The following is a 15,928-nucleotide window of genomic DNA, read 5'->3' on the forward strand; positions in this document are numbered from 1 at the left end:
CTCCGGCCACGACCGCGGCGACATCGACACAACAAGCCCCTCCCCGGCCGGACCCTACCGACACAGGAACAACCTGCCCACCCGCTCCCACCAGCACCCTCAGCCACACGAATTAACCATCAGGGTCGACGCCGTGGACCTGGCGCGGCGCGAGCGTGATGTTGTCCAGCACGCTCAGGTGCGGGAACAGGTTGTAGGCCTGGAAGACGATGCCGATGCGCCTGCGGGCGACGTTGGGGTCCAGGCGGGGGTCGGTCAGTTCGCTGTCGCCCAGGTGGATGGTGCCGTCGTCGACGACGTCCAGCAGGTCCACGCAGCGCAGCAGGGTGGACTTGCCCGAACCCGAGCCGCCGATGAGGCAGACGACCTGGTGCTCGGCGACGTCCAGGTCGATCGAGCGCAGGACGAGACGCGACCCGTACTGCTTGCGTACGCCGCGGATCCGCAGCAACGGAAGGCTCATCGGCCCGTCTCCGCCCAGGTGCGCCGCGCCGCACGACGCTGGAGCCGGTCGGCGAAGCGGGTCAACGGAATGGTCACCGCGATGAACAAGAGAGCCGCTCCCAGGTACGGGGTGTAGTTGAAGTCGTAGTCCGCCTTGATCTGCGCGGCGCGCAGTGCCTCCAGCGGACCGAGGACGGCGACCAGCGCGGTGTCCTTCTGCAGGGCGATGAAGTCGTTGAGCAGCGGCGGGAGGACGTTGCGCACGGCCTGCGGCAGCACCACGTGCCGCAGGGTCTGTCGTTCGCCCAGCCCCAGGGCCCGCGCGGCGTTGCGTTGGGCGGGGTGGACGGAGTTCAGTCCTGCGCGCAGCACTTCGCCGACGTAGGCGCTGTAGGAGAGGACCAGGGCGATCACTCCGAGCACCCAGGGCTGTGAGGGGGTGCCCTGCAACCTAAGAGCGGGCAGCCCGAATCCGACGAGGAAGACCAGGAGCAGGGTCGGCACGCCGCGAAAGACGTCCACGTACACGGTCGCGGCCAGCCTCAGCGGCGCCAGTCCGGGCGCGCGGGTCACCCGTACCAGGGCGATCAGCAGCCCGAGGACGAGGATCAGCACTTCGGCGATCAGGAACATCTGGATGTTGAGCCAGAAGGCCCGCAGGAGTTCGGGGAAGGCGTCCCGGAACTCGGCGCCGTCCAGGAACAGGCTCCGGACGCGCTCCCAGCCCGGCGAGGCGACGGCCGCGGTGGCCATCACCACCAGGCAGAGCAGGGTGCACAGGGCGGCGATCCAGGTGTGGCGCCGTTTGCGGGAGCGGCGGAACCGCTCCCGCTCCTGCTCACGTTCGCTCGGTCGGTAGGTGTCGTTCGGCGGTGTGGCCGGCTGGTGCCGCGCGGCCGTCTTCACGAGGTCCACGGTCGGCCCGCTACGGCTTCAGCTCGGGGACGTTCGCCGAGGCGGACAGCCACTGCGACGTGAGCTTGGCGAGCGTGCCGTCGGCCTTGAGGGCGCTCAGGGCCTGGTTCACGCAAGGGGTGTACGCGCTGCCCTTGGGAAGGAGCAGCCCGAACTGCTCGGGGGTTCCGCCCGCGTAGCCGAACTGGCCGACGATCTTGGCGTTGTCCAGCTCCGAGCCGGCGAGGTAGAACACGGTCGGCAGGTCGGTGACGATCGCGTCGATCTGACCGTTCTTCAGTGCGTTGACCTCGTCGTTGGTGGTGTTGAAGACGCTCGGCTGACGCGAGGGCTTGAGCTGGTCGCGCACCGCCTGGAAGCTGGTGGTGGCCACCTGGACGCCGATTCTGGCGTCCTTCAGTTCGGCCAGCGAAGTGGCCTTCGCGAAGCCGGAGTTGGCCAGCGTCAGGATGGCCTGGTCGGCCGTGTAGTAACTGGTGGAGAAGTCCACCGCCTTCGCGCGTTGCGGGGTGATGGAGATCTGGTTGATGTCGAAGTCGAAGTTCTTCGCGCCGGGGGCGTAGGAATGGGCGAACGGTTCGACGACCCACTTCACCTGGTCCCGGCCGAAGCCGAGCTTTCCGGCGACCGCGTAGGCGACCGCGCTTTCGAAGCCCTTCCCGTTGGAGGGGGTGTTGCTGTCGAACCAGGGCGCGTAGGCCGGGGAATCGGTCGCGACGGTCAACTGCCCGCTCTTGTGGAGGCCGGGACTGCCGGTGGTGCAGGTGGGGCCGGCGGATCCGGCCGCGCCGGCGGGGCTTTCCGGCTGGGGTGCGCAGGCGGCGGCCGTCAGCAGGACGGCGACGGCGGAAGCCGCGAGGGTGGTGCGGGTACGAAACATCAGGGGTCCTTCGAAGGGGTCCGAGAACGGGGGGTACGGGAAACGGGCCGACGTCGTGCGCTCAGCGACACAGATCGGCGGCGCAGCGCACGTTGTCCACGTGGCGGCGGCGTACCAGCGGGAGGGTTCCGGACAGGCGTTTCAGCATTCCGGGCGGTGGAGCGCGGTGTCGATCTCGCCGGCCGCCGTGGGGTAACGCACTGATCACATGTCAGCCGGCGAGACGGAACACCTGATCGCCCTGGGTCAGACCGAAGAGTTCGGCTGCGGAACCGCCGCGAACGACCAGTTCGGCGAAGCCGATCCCGGAACTGCCGACGGTGATTCCGGGCTCGCCGAGCGGGACGTCGGGCAGCCGGTCGTAACATCGCACCCGGACGCCGCGGCCGTCGCGCCGACTGTGGACGGTCAGCCCGTCCGTACCGTCGTAGCCGGGCAGTTCGACGGCGGGACGGTCCAACTTGCAGTTCCCGAAGTTGTCCACGACGGCGACCCGCACCGCCTCCTCGGCGGGCGGACGCACCGCCAGCGGCTGCGCGGGTACGGGGCGGCCGTCCGCCAGCCAGCGGGCCAGCAGCGGTACGTACCAGAGGCTGCGGAACTGGGTCCGTACGATCTCCTCGACCTCGGTGTCCGCCAGCTCGGCCCACCCGGCGGCAGCGGCCTCCAGCACCTCACGGACATCGGTGACCTGCACCTCCTCCAGGCCGAGGTAGGTCACCAAGGGGGCGAGGACGCGGTGGTTCACCGTGCTGATGACCAGGTGCTGCCCGTGCCGGAAGTAGCAGAACGGCACGCCGTTGGGCCAGTGCCCGTCCCGCGGGGCGATGTTGACCATGACGACCACCGGCCGGGTCGGCCCGCCGGTCAGGTCCGTCGAGCGCAGAAGGTCAAGCAGGGTGAGGGCGGCGGCGCCCTCCGGGTCCGGACCGCCGAGCGGCAGGACCGTCGGCGTGCCGCCGAAGAGGGTGGCGATCCGGGCGGACTGACGGGCCAGCGCGTTGGGATCGGCGCAGTCGGTGAGGGCGACGACTGGCAGGTGGGACATGGCGGGTACTTCGCCTTCTGTCGGTGACGGGCGGGTCGGGTGGCGGGATGGGGCGGAGGAGCTGACGACCGGGGCTGACGGCGACCGGGCCCGGATTCCGGGTCGGTCCGGGCAACAAAAAACGGACCCTCCGTTTCCGGAGGGTCCGTCGCAGCTGGTGCGCACACGGCTTCGCTAGCGAAGCGCCTCCGGGGGCGGGGGCATCATTCGCATCATGGCGAGGGTGGTGGTGTGCTGCATGGACGGGACTGTAGCAGCAGGTGGGAGCGTCGGGAACGGCCGTCCACCACGTGAACACTCCGCCTCGGCCGGCCCGGGTGACGTCCCGAACCACCGGGCCGCCACGCTCCGGGAGCCGCGCCCAGTGGTGACTGATCCTTCACACTCCGTGACGGCTCGCGCTTGAGGAGGGCATGCCACCGCTTGAGGTCAAGATCAATCGCGTCACGGATCCGCCCCAGGGGACGGGTGGCCGAGAACAGGTCGCTCGCACCGACCCGAGCGGCCGATGCCACCCGCCGAGTTCCGAGGAAGCAACGATGCGCGTTCACAAGCTCACCTTCACCGCCCTGGCCATCGCCGCCGGTCTCTCGCTGACGGCGTGCCAGAACGGCGAAGACGGTGCGGCAGCAGGCAGCCCACGCTCTCCGAGTACGCGGGCGTCGACGTGAAGACCGCCTCGGGTTCCCTCTCCGCGAAGCGCACCGGCGAACACCCCGGCGCGACCACCCTCAAGAAGGGCGCCGCGGTCTCCTTCGGCGTCACCTACCCGCTCAACACCTCGGGCGGCTCCGGAGTCCGCCTCACGGGCCTGGTCGTGACCCCGCCGGACGAGACGAAGTCGGTCACCCTCGCGTGGCCCGGCGCCGCCACGCTGCCCGTCACGGAGGGCAACGCTCCCCCGTCAAGGTCGGCCCGATCGGAAGCGCCGGCCAGGGCGGCTGACCCTCGGGGGCATCGACACGAGCAGGGCCCCGCGTCCGGGGGAACGACGCGGGGCCCCGCTCGCTGCCATGGGCGACGAGGGCAACGGGAGGCGTCGGCTTCGGCGCTGTGGCGTCGGGGCACACAGGAAGGTGCCTGATTGTGATGACCGGCCACATATACCGCCGACCTGCGGACTCCTACGTTGTGCCGACACGGAACGTCCCCACAGGCCCCTGGAAGTGGTGCACATGGTCTCCCCCGCAGCGGCTCCGCAGGCCCGGTCCGGCATCAGAAAGATCGTCGCGGCCAGCCTGATCGGCACCACCATCGAGTGGTACGACTTCTTCCTCTACGGAAGCGCCGCCGCCCTCGTCTTCAACAAGCTGTTCTTCCCCACCGCGGACCCGCTGACCGGAACGCTGATCGCGTTCGTCACCTACGCCATCGGTTTCCTCGCGCGTCCGCTCGGCGGGGTCGTCTTCGGGCACTTCGGCGACAAGGTCGGGCGCAAGAAGCTGCTCGTGCTCAGCCTGCTCCTGATGGGCGGGGCCACCTTCGCCATGGGGTTGTTGCCCACGTACGGCGCGATCGGGGTCGGGGCGCCCGTCCTGCTCACGGTCCTGCGGCTCGTGCAGGGCTTCGCGTTGGGCGGCGAGTGGGGTGGTGCGGTGCTGATCGTCTCCGAGCACGGGGGCGACGAGCACCGCGGTTTCTGGGCGTCGTGGCCGCAGTCGGGTGCGCCCGGCGGAAACCTGCTGGCCACCGGGGTACTGGCGCTGCTCGCCTCCGTGCAGTCCGAGGCGGCCTTCCTCGCCTGGGGTTGGCGCGTGCCGTTCCTCCTGTCGGGGGTGCTGGTGATCGCGGGTCTGTGGATCCGGATCTCGGTCTCCGAGTCGCCGGTCTTCCTCGCCGCGCAGGCGAAGGCGGCGGCCGAGGCGAGGGCGTCCGGCGCGGTCGCGCGGAAGGCGCCCGTGGTCGAGGTGTTCCGCAAGAGTTGGCGTGAGGTGCTCACGGCGATCGGGACCCGGTTCGGCGAGAACATCTCGTACTACGTCCTGACCTCCTTCCTCCTCGTCTACGTGACCACTCACCTCGGGATGTCCAAGGGCACGGCGCTCAACGCCGTGTTGATCGGGTCCGCCGTCCACTTCGTCACCATCCCCGCCTGGGGCGCGCTGTCGGACCGTGTCGGGCGCCGGCCGGTCACGATGATCGGCTCGGTGGGAATGGCCCTGTGGGCGTTCGCCTTCTTCGCCCTGGTGGACTCCCGGTCGTTCCTGGTGATCACGGTGGCGGTGACGGTCGGCCTGTTGCTGCACGGCGCGATGTACGGTCCGCAGGCCGCCTTCATCTCGGAGATGTTCGACACCAGGGTCCGCTATTCCGGCGCCTCGATGGGCTCGCAGCTCGCCTCGATCGTCGCGGGGGCACTGGCTCCGATCATCGCCGTCGAACTCCTCAAGGACTACGGCTCCTCGCTGCCGGTCTCCGTCTACCTGTGCGCCGCCGCCGTCGTCACCACCTTCACCGTGTTCATCGCCAAGGAGACCCGCGGTCGGGATCTCACGGCGCCCGGCGGCACGACCGCCCCGGCGCGGCGGCGAGCGCCCGCCCGCGCCGGCCAGTCCTCCGACATCCTCTGACCGGGGCGAACGCGCGCCCGGGAACTGCCAGCATGGGCCTGGTGAACGACGCGAACCACCACGACGCGACCCACCCCGGCGCCACCACCCCCGGCGCCCTCCCCTCCTACGCGATCGGCCCCGACCCGGCCGGTCCAGGGCCGACCGACCTCGACACGACCGGCCCCGACTCCAACCCGGCCGCCGCGGCCCTGGGCGGGCTGCTGCGCCTGCTGGCCGAGGGGGCGCCGGCCGAACACCTGACCGCGGCCGCCGCGCGGGCACGCGACGGGGGTGCCCGCGCGGCGGACGCGGCCTTGGTGGAGGAAGCCGCCCGGGCGGCGCTGGGCATCCGGCGCACGCTCGACCAACACCGGCGTCAGGAAGCGGAGTTGACGGCGCTGTTCGACACGGCCGGCGACCTGGCGGCCCTGCGCGACCTGGATTCCGTACTGCGGGCCATCGTCCGACGTGCCCGCACCCTGCTGGGTACCGACGTCGCCTACCTGACCCTCAACGACCCGGCCGTCGGGGACACGTTCATGCGCGTCACCGACGGTTCGGTGTCGGCCGCCTTCCAGCAGTTGCGGCTCGGCATGGGCGAGGGGCTGGGCGGGCTGGTGGCGCAGACGGCCCGACCCTACGCGAGCAGCGACTACCGCGCCGACGACCGCTTCCGGCACACCACAGCCATCGACCGCGGCGTCGGCGAGGAGGGGATCCGGGGCATCCTCGGGGTCCCGCTGCGGGTCGGCACACGGGTGATCGGGGTGCTGTACGCGGCGGACCGGGCGGTCCGCGCCTTCGCTCCCGACGCCGTGGCCCTGCTGTCCTCCCTCGCCGACCACGCGGCCGTGGCCATCGACGGCGCCCGGCTGTTGGAGGAGACGCGCGCCGCGCTCGTCGACCTGAACGAGGCCAACGAGACGGTCCGCGCGCACAGCGAGGCGATGCGGCTGGCCACCGAGACCCACGACCGGCTCACCGAACTGGTGCTGCGCGGCGGCGAGATCGAGGATCTCGCCCGGGAGGTCGCGGCCCTGCTGGGCGGGGGCATCGTCATCCACGACGTCGACGGCACCGAACTCGCGCGGGTCGCCTCCGAACCGATCGCCCCGCCCGTACGGGGCGCCGCGGAGTCCCGCTCGGGCGGCCGGGCCGTCCCCGTGGACGGGACCTGGGTGTGGGCGGTGCTGGCCGGGCCCGAACTCCTGGGCAGCATCGCCCTCACCGGGCGGGGCCCGCTCACCGGGCAGGCCCCGCTCACCGACTCCGAACGGCGGCTGTTCGAGCGCGCCGGGCTGGTCACCGCCCTGCTGTTACTGCTCCGGCGCTCCATAGCGGAGGCCGAGGACCGGGTGCGCGGCGAACTCCTCGGCGATCTGCTGACGCCGCAGGACGGCGACCGGGCACGCGATGCCGGGAGCCTGACCCTGCGGGCCCGCAGGCTGGGCCTCGACCTGGCGCAGCCCCACTCGGTGCTGGTCCTGCACTGCGAAGAGGCCGTACGGGCCCGCCTCGCCGCGGAGACGGCCCGCCGGGCACGTGCCCTGCGGGGGCTCTCGGGGGTGTACGAGGGACGCGTGGTGCTCGTCGCGCCCGCCGTCGCACCCGACGACCGGCCCGGCCCGGTCGCCCGGACCCTGGCCGCGGAACTGGGGCGCGTACTGGAGACCCCCGTCACGGTGGGCGCGGCCGGTCCGGCGGATCGACCGGGTGTGCTGTCGGCCGCCCACGCCGAGGCCCTGCGCTGCGTGGAGGCCCTGCACACGCTGGGGCGCACCGGCCACGGCGCCGCCCTGCCCGATCTGGGATTCCTCGGGGTGCTGCTCGGCGACCGGGCCGACGTGGGCGGGTACGTCGAGCGGGTGCTCGGGCCGGTCATCGCGTACGACGACCGGCGCGGCACCGAGCTCGTCCGGACCCTCGACGCGTACTACACCCACGGCGGGAGCCTGTCCCAGGCGAAGGACGCCCTGCACGTCCACGTGAACACGGTCGTGCAGCGGCTGGAGCGGATCCGCAGGCTCCTGGGCGACGACTGGAACTCCCCGGCCTCCGCCCTGGAACTCCAACTCGCCCTGCGCCTCCACGGCTTGTCGGGCCGATGACGACACCCGGCGCCCACACCCGGCGCCCTCCCGCCTCCCCCGCGCGCCGGCCGGCCCGGCGCGATCGACTGGACACCCCCTACGGCGTCTCCTCCAGCCCCTCCGGCAGGCGCCCGGTGTGCAGTACCCCCAAGGTCTGGGTGGCGCGGGTGAGGGCCACGTACAGGTCGCTCGGTTGGTGGTCCGCGGGCTCCACCACGATCACCGTGTCGAACTCCAGGCCCTTGGCCTGGCGGGGCTCCAACAGCACGACGTCGCGGGTCAGGTCCGGTTCCTCGCCCGCCCGTACGCCGGGCAGCGCGCCCGCGAGCTCCTCGTGCAGCGGGCGCGGGGCGATCACCGCGAGCCGGCCCTCGGCGGGCGCGGCGACGCGCACGGCCTCCGCGACCGCGCCGGGCAGGTCGTCCGTGGCCCGCACCCAGGGGCGCACCCCGGTGGAACGGACCGACCCGGGCGGTTCGAAACCGGGGTGCCGGGCCCGGAGCACGGCGGCCGCGACATCCATGATCTCCGCGGGTGTGCGGTAGTTGACCCCGAGGCGCACCAGCTCCCAACGGTTCTCGACGTACGGGTCCAGGATGCGTTCCCAGGAGCCGCAGCCCGCCTCGTCGCCGGTCTGCGCCGGGTCTCCGACGAGCGTCATGGAGCGTGTGGGGCAGCGGCGCATGAGCAGCCGCCAGGCCATCGCGGAGAGTTCCTGCGCCTCGTCCACGATCACGTGCCCGAAAGCCCAGGTGCGGTCGGCGGCGGCCCGCTCGGCCGCGCTGCGGTGGTCGGCCTCCTCGTGCCGCTCCGCCATCCGCTCCGCGTCGATGAGGTCGTGCGCGGCGAGGAACTCGTTCTCGGTGTCCTCGAACTCGTACGACTCCGAACCGAGCGACAGGTCCAGGACGCCCTGGGCGTAGGCGACGCGTTCCAGTCGCTCGCGTTCCTCGGCGGCGCGCCGGGCGCTGTCGTCGAAGCCGAGGAGTTCGGCCGCCTCGTCGAGCAACGGGACGTCCGCCGGCGTCCAGTCGTCCGTGGTGCGGCGGATCAGCTCGGCGTCCCGCTCCGGGAGGTGTTCGGGGTCCGCGAGGAACTCGGAGATCAGCCGGAGAGGGGTGAGCGGGGGCCAGAGGGTGTCGATGGCCGCGTGCACCTCGGCGCTGGTCGCGATCTCCTTGCCGAGCTGCGCGACGTCGTCGGGGCCGAGCAGGTTGGGTCCGCCGTACGGGTCGGCGCCGAGGCGGTCCGCGAGCTGCTCGGTCAGCGCGTCGATGACACGGAACGCGAAGTAGGGCCGGGCCAGATTGTGCGGAAGCCCGGTGGCACGGGCCCGGTCCCGGGCCTCGTACGCCATGGTGCGGTCGAGCAGCAGCGTCCCGTAGTCGTCGTGGTCGATCTCCAGGGCGGGCTCGGGAACCACGTCGGCGTCCTCGCCCGCACCGGCGGGTACGGACTCCGGCAGCGCCTGCCGGTCCGCCACGACCCGGGCGAGGACCTCCGCCATCCGGATGTCGCCCTTGACGGCGGCGGCGCCGGGGCGGTCGGTGCCGGTGGCGTGGACGCCCGGGTACAGCTCGCCCGGGGTGGCGAGCAGGACACCGGTCTCGCCGAGCGAGGGCAGCACCTCCCCGATGTAGCCGAGGAAGGCCGGGTTGGGGCCGACGATGAGGACGCCACGCTTGGCGAGCGTCTCGCGGTGGGCGTACAGCAGGTAGGCGGCACGATGCAGGGCGACGGCCGTCTTCCCGGTGCCCGGGCCGCCCTCCACCACGAGGACCCCGTGGTGGGAGGAGCGGATGATCCGGTCCTGTTCGGCCTGGATGGTCCGCACGATGTCGTGCATCCGACCGGTCCGGGCCGCACCGAGCGCGGCGAGCAGCACGGCATCGGCGTCGGCCCCCTCGTGGCCGGTGCGCTCGGTGTCGGCGAGGTCGAGGATCTCGTCGTGCAGCGCCACGACCTCCCTGCCCCGGGTGGTGAGGTGCCGGCGCCGGCGCAGTCCCATCGGCACGTGCCCGGTCGCGAGGTAGAACGGTCGCGCGACATCGGCGCGCCAGTCGAGCACGAGGGGCGTGCGCTCGCTGTCGTCCTGCCGGATTCCGATACGACCGATGTGGTGGTCCCGGCCGTCGGAGAACTCCAGGCGACCGAAACAGAGACCGTTTTCCCCCGAGTCCAGGGCGGAAAGCAGACCGGACTGTTCGGCGACCAGCACATCCCGCTCCAGCCGCGCCTGGAACCCGCTCCCGACATCGGCCAACGCGCCGCTCATCGCGCGTTCGGCCTGGTCACGCAGGCCATCGAGGCGGGCGTAGATCCCGTCGATGAATTGCTGCTCGACACGGAATTCTTCGGTTGACAATTCCACTCCTGACGCGGTACGATGTCCTCGTAAAGCTGTTCCGTGTTCGTGATTCACCGAACATGAAACGTCCAATATACCCCTCAGACGAAAGCTCCGGCCGCCATTCGGCTCGGAGCTTTTTTGCACACCCGGACTTTCTGTGGATCGACGGGGCCATGCAGAGGCAGGGCAACCTACGCCCTCTTTTGCACTAGTGCATATATTTGATGTTCCTAGTTCGTAAAGCTAGGCTGTCGCCATGCCTGCGAAGATCCCCGCCCCCGTCACCCTGACCGGCCGGCACGTCACCCTCGTCCCCCTGTCGATGGACCACCTCGGCGACCTGTTCGCCGCCGGAGGCGGTGACGACGAGATCTGGCGCTGGCAGGGAGGCGTGGCGCCGCGCACCGAGGCGGAGCTGGGCGCCACGCTCACCGGATTGCTCGAAGACGCAGAACGCGGCACGTACCTCCCCTTCGCCGTCATCCACCGCGCGAGCGGCAAGGCGATCGGCTGGACGACCTTCATGGACGTCGACGCCGCCAACGAGCGGCTGGAGATCGGCTGGACCTGGTACGGCCGCGCCCACTGGCGCTCGGCGGTCAACACCGAGACCAAGCTGCTCCTCATGACCCACGCCTTCGACGAACTCGGCATGGGGCGGGTCCAGTTGAAGACGGACCACATGAACCTCCGCTCACAGGCGGCCATCGCCCGACTCGGCGCGCGGCGTGAGGGTGTACTGCGTCGCCACCGCCGCCGCCCGGACGGAACCTGGCGGGACACCGTCTACTTCTCGCTGCTCGCCGAGGAGTGGCCGGACGCCAAGGCCCGGCTCGGCGCCCGCCTCTGACAACACCCGGGGGCGCGCCGCGTCCGGTCGGCGACGGCCGGCGCGCACCGGGCGCAGTGCACGGTCTCACGCCACAGTGGCGCCATCCGGCCAATTGATTGACATGGGCCTGACATTTCAAGACCCCTGTGGGACGTTCCGATCGGCGCGGCCCCCACGCCTCGCCGTACACCCCCACAAGGACGTGGCAAAGAGGAGCGACATGAGGAAGATCTCCACATGGCCCCGCGTCACCGTACTGGCCGCCGTGCTGGTGCTCGGCGGCTCGACCACCGCACTGGCCCTGGGACCCACCGCCGATCAGCGGGTCGACGGGGTGATGGTCGTGGCGGGCAACACCTGCGCCTGGACCAACGCCCGTACCAGCGCCAACCCCCCGAGCACCCTCAGCGTCGACCGCACCACCGTCAACACCCCCGGCGGCAACCTGGCCTGCGGCGGCGGGATCACCGCCTCCCTCAACAACAACCCGTCGTTCACCTTCGACGACGCGGCCGCACTCGCGAAGACCGACGCCATCGACATCACCGGGAAGCAGAGCTTCATCTCCTGTCGCTACAAGGCGACGAACATCGTGTGGAACCGTGACGGGTCCACACGCAAGTACGTCAACCAGGCCTTCACCGCGACCAAGACCTCGGGAAGTTTCCTCTGCCCGGGCTCCGTCACCACCCCGGCCGGGGACGCGTCCATGCTGTTCCACTGACCCCGGATCGGTGCGCCCCGCTCCCGCGAGGGCGGGGCGCGCAGCACCGTTCCCCCGCCGGCGGGGCGCTCCCCATACTGAGGTCGTGACCGACCACGTCAAGCGGCTGCCCGCCGGCGTGCTGCCCGCGGAGGGCGCGCCGGTCTGGAACAGGGCCGAGGCCGAGCGCCTCCGGGAGGCCGGTCCGCCTCCCGTCTTCGCGCCCGTCGCCGGGAGTCGGGTCCTCGCGTTCCTGGTCGCCGGCGCGTTCCTCGTGTCGGGCCGGCACGGCGCGGCGGCCGGCACGTCATGGCGTGACTGGCTTCCGACCTTCCTCTTCGCCGCGTTGCCGCTCTGGTACCGGTACCTGCCGGGGGCGACCGTGGCGGCGACCGCCGTGCTCGCGGGAGCGGCCGCCGCCTGCGAGGAGCGCGGCAGCGAGAAGTCCGCTGATTGCGGCGGTAGTTGTGGCGGATGCGGTGGCCGTGGCGGGTGCGGCTGTGGCTGACGCCCCGCCGGCCGCACGCACCGGTGGCGTGGTCGACGCCATGTCGCCGCCACCGGCGGGGGGTGCTCAGCCCGCGTCCCGGATCCTCCCGTGCCGCCGGTCCAGACCGCGGCCCCACACCACACAGGCCACCATGACGGCCGTCCCGCCGAGGGCGAAGAGGGCGGGGTCCGGCCGGTGGCCCATGGCCGCGCGCCGCTCCTCGTAGGTGGTGGTGGACCCGAACCTGACGCAGGAGTCGCCCGGCGTCATGGTCCGCCCGCCGCAGGTGGGCCGGTCCCAGGTGCCGGCGAGCAGCCCGATCACCCCCAGGACGGCGGTCACGCATCCGAACAGGCCCACGAGGGCGAGCGCGACGAGACCCGCTCCCGCGCGCGGAGTCCGGGCCGGGGCCGACATCGGGGAGGTGACCGGTCCCGGGGAGCGGTCAGGGGTGGGGGCCGGATCGGAGTGCGGGGACGTGACCGGATCGGCCCGACCGCTTCCCGGCAGGCAGCCGCGCAGCCACGGCACGTCGAGGTGGGTGTCCTCCAGGCGTACCCCCTCGGCGGTGATCTCCTCCAGCGTGCCGTCGCTCCGGTACGAGGAGACGCGCAGCCCCGAGAGGCCCTCCCCCGGCCAGACCGCCGCGGCGACGACCAGTCGGCCGGTGTCCTGCCCGGCGGTTCCGCGCGGGGCCGGCGACTCGTGGACGTACACCACGCATTCGGCCCCGACCCGCGCGAGCAGTTCCCGCAACGTGTCCGAGGCGCCGATGTCGGGGAACGTTCCCACGGGCGCCACCTCGGGAGGGCGCTGGGCCCGGACCCGGCCGGGCAGCGAGCCGTGCCGGCGCATCGTGGCGCACGCCTCGCGGAAGGCTTCCCACAGGACGCGTTCGAGGTACTCGTCGGGTTCCGGCGGAGGGCCGGACTCGTCACCGGTCATGGTGCGAGTCTGGCCCTCGGAGCGGTCGGCCGAAAGGAGGTTCCGGCCACCAATCCCTCGATCAACGCCCCCGACATGGGTGCGATTTCGTGCCGCGCGCCCCTCGGCCGGCCACTCGGTCGCGGAGGCCGGCACCGGACCCTCGCGCACGGCGCGGGTGGGGCCCTCAGGCGGCGAGGTGCGCTGCCGTGGGGACCACGACCCCGAAGAGGTCCGCGATGGTGGTGAGGCTCGCCGCCTGGAGGGTGGCGGCCGGTACCGGGGTTCCGTCGGGCCCGGCCAGCGGGCGGGTGGCGGTCGCCTCGGCGACCACGGTGGGACGATAGCCCAGGTTGAAGGCCCCCTGGGCGGTGAAGGAGACGCACATGTGGGTCATGAAACCGGCCAGGATCAGGTCCTGGCCGGCGCCCAGTTCCGTCAGGGTCTTCTCCAGCTCCGTGGCGTGGAAGGAGTTCGGGAACTGCTTGACCACGACCGGTTCGCCGTCGCGGGGGGCGACCTCGGCGCTGATGGCCCCGATCTCGGCGCGAATGTCGTAGGGGGTGCCCTCACCGCCGTCGTTGACGATGTGGATCACCGGGGTTCCGGCGGCCCGGGCGGCGGCGAGCGGCCGGCCGGCCGCTTCGAGGGCGGGCTCGGCGCCTTCGAGGGCCATCACGCCGGTGCGGTAGGTGTTCTGGAAGTCGATCATGAGGAGGGTGGAGTCCGCGAGGCGGGCCGGCGTATTGTCGAGGCCCATGACCTGGCGCAGGGTGCTGGAGGTGTTCACGGTGGGTGGATTCCTTCGGTCAGGTGGTGGTGCGGAACCGGCGGCGGTATGCGGCCGGGGTGGTCGCGAGCTGTTTGCGGAAGGCGCGGTGGAGCGTTTCCACCGAACCGAGACCGGCGGCCGAGGCGACCTGTTCCAGGGGGTCGTCGGTGGTTTCGAGGAGCCGCCGGGCGGCCTCGACCCGTGCCGCCTCGACGTAGGCGGCGGGGCTGGTGCCCGTCTCCTTGCGGAAGACCCGGGCGAAGTGACGCTCGCTCATGCACATGCGGGCCGCGAGCGCGGCCGCCGACAGGTCCGCGTCGAGGTGTTCGCCGACGTGGGCCCGCAGTTCGTCGATGTCCCTGCGGGTGGCGGCCGGACGGCTGAGGGGAACGCTGAACTGGCTCTGCCCTCCTTGGCGTTTGAGGTACATCACCAGCTGTCGGGCGACGCCCAGGGCCAGTTCCTCCCCGTGGTCCTCGGCCACCAGGGCCAGCGTCAGGTCCATGCAGGCGCTGATGCCGGCCCCGGTCCACAGTCGGCCCGAGCGGACGAAGATGGGGTCCGCGTCCACCTCCACCCGGGGGTGCTCCGAGGCCAGTTGCGCGGCCGTGGACCAGTGGGTGGTCGCCCGGTGGCCGTCGAGCAGGCCGGCCGCCGCGAGGAGGTGGGCGCCCACGCAGACCGATGCCACGCGCCGGGCGTGCGGCGCGGTGGCGGCGATCCACTCCACCACCTGCGGATCGACGAGCGCGACGGGGCCCTCCTCGCCCAGGGAGACGGCGCCGGGGACCAGCAGCGTGTCCACGGCCGCGCCGACCTCGGCGAACGCCAGGTCGGGGACCAGGCGGACGCCGGCGGAGGTGGTGACCTGACCGACTTCGGGGGCGGCCAGCCGCACCTCGTAGAGGCGACGGCCGGACACCCGGTTGGCGAGGGCGAAGACCTCGGCGGGGCCGGTGACATCGAGGAGGTCGACATCGGTGAAGAGCGCGATGACGACCCGGTGGGGCGTGGGCATGCGTCCATCGTCGTCGGCCGCCGCGATGGCCGCAATGACGGTTGTCTGTCACATCCGGCCATGGCGTCCCGGCAGCGTGGGGAGGCGGGGACGGGCCCCTGGGTGGCTCGGGATCAGGTGGAACGCGACCGCAGCCGCACCACGGCGGCGCGGCCGGATGTCCGTAGCCGGCGGACCTCCGGTCCCGTCAGCAGGGCGGCGTCGCGCCGACCGAGTGCGGCGGTGCTTCCCGGCGTGGGGCCGTCGATCACCGCGTCCCCCTCCAGCGCGACCACGAGCAGGGTCTCGCCGCGCTCCGGCGCGAGTGCCTGGTCGCCGGTCCTGACGCGGACCTCGGCGGTCGCCGCTTCCCGGCGGTACATCACGTTGAAGTTGACGACGGGCCCGTCCAGGAGGCGGCAGTCGGTGGGCCGGTCCCCGGGGAAGTGCCGGGGTGCGAAGCGTCGGTCCAGGAGGGCGCGCTCGCCCGCGATGGTCAGGTCCATGCCCGCGCCCTCGACGACGGTGAGGACCCGGTCGACTCCGGGGAAGGCCGAGAAGGGGCCGTCCGCGGTGACGTCGGCGAGGCTGACTCGCCACTCGAAGCCGTCCATGTCCGCGTCGTGGGGCCAGACGGCGATCTCGCGCGTGACGCCCCCGCCGTTCTTCCACGGCGCCGCCGACCGGTCGGCCGCCCGGTGGATCCGCGTCGTTCCCTCGCCGGTCGCCCCGCCGCCCGTACCGCTGGTCATCGCCCCGCCCTTCCGGGCCCGGGTGCTCTCCCGGGCCCGGCCGAGCCTAACGCTCTAGTGCTGCACCGCGAAAGTTCGTGGAGGGGGGTTGGGCCGGTCAGGCCGGGCTGCCGAGGTAGAGGGTGCCGGCGCAGGTAAGGCAGTCCTCGGGACTGCCGATGGGGAGGCCGGTGGGGAGG

At 72.2% G+C, this 15,928-nt stretch carries 13 protein-coding genes and 2 pseudogenes; 6 read left to right on the forward strand and 9 right to left on the reverse strand.

Translation table 11 applies throughout. The annotated features are described in order from the left end of the window. Positions 1 to 127: 127 nt before the first annotated feature. The 4 genes and pseudogenes from OTB19_RS38005 to OTB19_RS38020 all read right to left on the reverse strand — a co-directional run. A pseudogene (locus tag OTB19_RS38005) lies at positions 128 to 463 on the reverse strand (ATP-binding cassette domain-containing protein); the annotation flags it as partial. Then, entirely contained in the window at positions 460 to 1,359 is a 900-nt protein-coding gene (locus OTB19_RS38010; RefSeq protein ID WP_267803361.1) for an amino acid ABC transporter permease, read from the reverse strand. The gene OTB19_RS38010 and the pseudogene OTB19_RS38005, both read right to left, overlap by 4 nt. Positions 1,360 to 1,369: 10 nt before the next feature. Next, entirely contained in the window at positions 1,370 to 2,239 is an 870-nt protein-coding gene (locus OTB19_RS38015; RefSeq protein ID WP_267803362.1) for an ABC transporter substrate-binding protein, read from the reverse strand. A gap of 211 nt (positions 2,240 to 2,450) precedes the next feature. Then, a complete protein-coding gene (locus tag OTB19_RS38020; RefSeq protein ID WP_267803363.1) occupies positions 2,451 to 3,287 on the reverse strand; it encodes an SAM hydroxide adenosyltransferase in 837 nt (278 codons plus the stop codon). Positions 3,288 to 3,912: 625 nt separating this feature from the next. Between OTB19_RS38020 and OTB19_RS38025 the strand changes: the two are divergent. The 3 genes and pseudogenes from OTB19_RS38025 to OTB19_RS38035 form a co-directional block, all read left to right on the forward strand. Continuing rightward, positions 3,913 to 4,232 (forward strand): annotated as a pseudogene (locus tag OTB19_RS38025) (DUF4232 domain-containing protein); the annotation flags it as partial. Positions 4,233 to 4,462: 230 nt separating this feature from the next. Continuing rightward, positions 4,463 to 5,857: an MFS transporter gene (locus OTB19_RS38030; protein WP_267803364.1), complete on the forward strand. Its 1,395-nt coding sequence runs from the start codon at positions 4,463 to 4,465 to the stop codon at positions 5,855 to 5,857. 32 nt (positions 5,858 to 5,889) lie between these two features. Next, positions 5,890 to 7,947 (forward strand): helix-turn-helix domain-containing protein, encoded by a 2,058-nt coding sequence (locus OTB19_RS38035; RefSeq protein WP_420716992.1) that lies wholly within the window; start codon positions 5,890 to 5,892, stop codon positions 7,945 to 7,947. Positions 7,948 to 8,026: 79 nt separating this feature from the next. Here OTB19_RS38035 and OTB19_RS38040 read toward each other — a convergent pair whose 3' ends face one another. Beyond that, positions 8,027 to 10,294 carry a HelD family protein gene (locus tag OTB19_RS38040; protein WP_267803365.1) on the reverse strand — a complete coding sequence of 756 codons (2,268 nt, stop codon included), beginning with the start codon at positions 10,292 to 10,294 and terminating at the stop codon, positions 8,027 to 8,029. Between the two features lie 241 nt (positions 10,295 to 10,535). Here OTB19_RS38040 and OTB19_RS38045 point away from each other — a divergent pair, with 241 nt between their 5' ends. From OTB19_RS38045 to OTB19_RS38055, 3 genes are all read left to right on the forward strand, one after another. Further along, positions 10,536 to 11,129, forward strand: a complete 594-nt coding sequence (locus OTB19_RS38045) for a GNAT family N-acetyltransferase (RefSeq protein ID WP_267803366.1) — start codon at positions 10,536 to 10,538, stop codon at positions 11,127 to 11,129. Between the two features lie 202 nt (positions 11,130 to 11,331). Next, positions 11,332 to 11,835: a hypothetical protein gene (locus OTB19_RS38050; protein WP_267803367.1), complete on the forward strand. Its 504-nt coding sequence runs from the start codon at positions 11,332 to 11,334 to the stop codon at positions 11,833 to 11,835. 85 nt (positions 11,836 to 11,920) lie between these two features. After that, positions 11,921 to 12,322, forward strand: coding sequence for a hypothetical protein (locus tag OTB19_RS38055; protein WP_267803368.1), 402 nt, complete (start codon positions 11,921 to 11,923; stop codon positions 12,320 to 12,322). A gap of 66 nt (positions 12,323 to 12,388) precedes the next feature. On the opposite strand, the gene OTB19_RS38060 is transcribed toward OTB19_RS38055, so the two are convergent. The 4 genes from OTB19_RS38060 to OTB19_RS38075 all read right to left on the reverse strand — a co-directional run bounded on the left by OTB19_RS38060 (position 12,389) and on the right by OTB19_RS38075 (position 15,749). Beyond that, positions 12,389 to 13,249, reverse strand: a complete 861-nt coding sequence (locus OTB19_RS38060) for a hypothetical protein (protein WP_267803369.1) — start codon at positions 13,247 to 13,249, stop codon at positions 12,389 to 12,391. Positions 13,250 to 13,415: 166 nt separating this feature from the next. Next, positions 13,416 to 13,988: a cysteine hydrolase family protein gene (locus tag OTB19_RS38065; RefSeq protein WP_420716993.1), complete on the reverse strand. Its 573-nt coding sequence runs from the start codon at positions 13,986 to 13,988 to the stop codon at positions 13,416 to 13,418. A 49-nt stretch (positions 13,989 to 14,037) separates the two neighbouring features. Beyond that, positions 14,038 to 15,018, reverse strand: coding sequence for a GlxA family transcriptional regulator (locus OTB19_RS38070; protein WP_267803371.1), 981 nt, complete (start codon positions 15,016 to 15,018; stop codon positions 14,038 to 14,040). Between the two features lie 113 nt (positions 15,019 to 15,131). Continuing rightward, positions 15,132 to 15,749, reverse strand: a complete 618-nt coding sequence (locus tag OTB19_RS38075; protein WP_267803372.1) for a HutD family protein — start codon at positions 15,747 to 15,749, stop codon at positions 15,132 to 15,134. Positions 15,750 to 15,928 lie beyond the last annotated feature (179 nt).

The sequence above is a fragment of the Streptomyces sp. H27-H5 genome, from assembly GCF_026627505.1.
In the GTDB taxonomy this organism is placed as follows: Bacteria; Actinomycetota; Actinomycetes; order Streptomycetales; family Streptomycetaceae; genus Streptomyces.

Bases quoted from the DNA above. Each gene is read 5' to 3' on its own strand.
- OTB19_RS38015 (WP_267803362.1), bottom strand. From the start codon at position 2,239: ATGTTTCGTACCCGCACCACCCTCGCGGCTTCCGCCGTCGCCGTCCTG.
- OTB19_RS38070 (WP_267803371.1), bottom strand. From the start codon at position 15,018: ATGCCCACGCCCCACCGGGTCGTCATCGCGCTCTTCACCGATGTCGAC.
- OTB19_RS38050 (WP_267803367.1), top strand. From the start codon at position 11,332: ATGAGGAAGATCTCCACATGGCCCCGCGTCACCGTACTGGCCGCCGTG.
- OTB19_RS38045 (WP_267803366.1), top strand. From the start codon at position 10,536: ATGCCTGCGAAGATCCCCGCCCCCGTCACCCTGACCGGCCGGCACGTC.
- OTB19_RS38075 (WP_267803372.1), bottom strand. From the start codon at position 15,749: ATGACCAGCGGTACGGGCGGCGGGGCGACCGGCGAGGGAACGACGCGG.
- OTB19_RS38030 (WP_267803364.1), top strand. From the start codon at position 4,463: ATGGTCTCCCCCGCAGCGGCTCCGCAGGCCCGGTCCGGCATCAGAAAG.
- OTB19_RS38035 (WP_420716992.1), top strand. From the start codon at position 5,890: ATGGGCCTGGTGAACGACGCGAACCACCACGACGCGACCCACCCCGGC.
- OTB19_RS38020 (WP_267803363.1), bottom strand. From the start codon at position 3,287: ATGTCCCACCTGCCAGTCGTCGCCCTCACCGACTGCGCCGATCCCAAC.
- OTB19_RS38060 (WP_267803369.1), bottom strand. From the start codon at position 13,249: ATGACCGGTGACGAGTCCGGCCCTCCGCCGGAACCCGACGAGTACCTC.
- OTB19_RS38065 (WP_420716993.1), bottom strand. From the start codon at position 13,988: ATGGGCCTCGACAATACGCCGGCCCGCCTCGCGGACTCCACCCTCCTC.